1 pseudogene is annotated in these 548 nt (G+C 44.5%); it reads right to left on the bottom strand.

Going from position 1 to position 548, the window contains the following annotated elements:
* Positions 1-548: pseudogene (locus tag ACSIPU_RS30475) on the bottom strand (IS4-like element ISVsa5 family transposase); the annotation flags it as partial.

Genomic DNA, 548 nt, shown 5'->3' with positions numbered 1-548 from the left:
CCTAAAGTCTTTGAGTGACTAGATGACATATCATGTAAGTTGCTGATAGGTTTCCAGTTTTCCGCTCCTAGGTCTGCATATTGTACTTTTCCTCTTACTCGACTTAACCAGTACCAACCCAGCTTCTCAACGGATTTATACCATGGCACTTTAAAGCCAGCATCACTGACAATGAGCGGTGTGGTGTTACTCGGTAGAATGCTCGCAAGGTCGGCTAGAAATTGGTCATGAGCTTTCTTTGAACATTGCTCTGAAAGCGGGAACGCTTTCTCATAAAGAGTAACAGAACGACCGTGTAGTGCGACTGAAGCTCGCAATACCATAAGTCGTTTTTGCTCACGAATATCAGACCAGTCAACAAGTACAATGGGCATCGTATTGCCCGAACAGATAAAGCTAGCATGCCAACGGTATACAGCGAGTCGCTCTTTGTGGAGGTGACGATTACCTAACAATCGGTCGATTCGTTTGATGTTATGTTTTGTTCTCGCTTTGGTTGGCAGGTTACGGCCAAGTTCGGTAAGAGTGAGAGTTTTACAGTCAAGTAA

Source organism: Klebsiella sp. HN106 (assembly GCF_051209435.1).
Classification (GTDB): Bacteria; Pseudomonadota; Gammaproteobacteria; order Enterobacterales; family Enterobacteriaceae; genus Klebsiella; species Klebsiella oxytoca.
The sequence above is the reverse complement of the archived record's forward strand: the minus strand, read 5'-3'. Positions and strand labels throughout refer to the sequence as shown.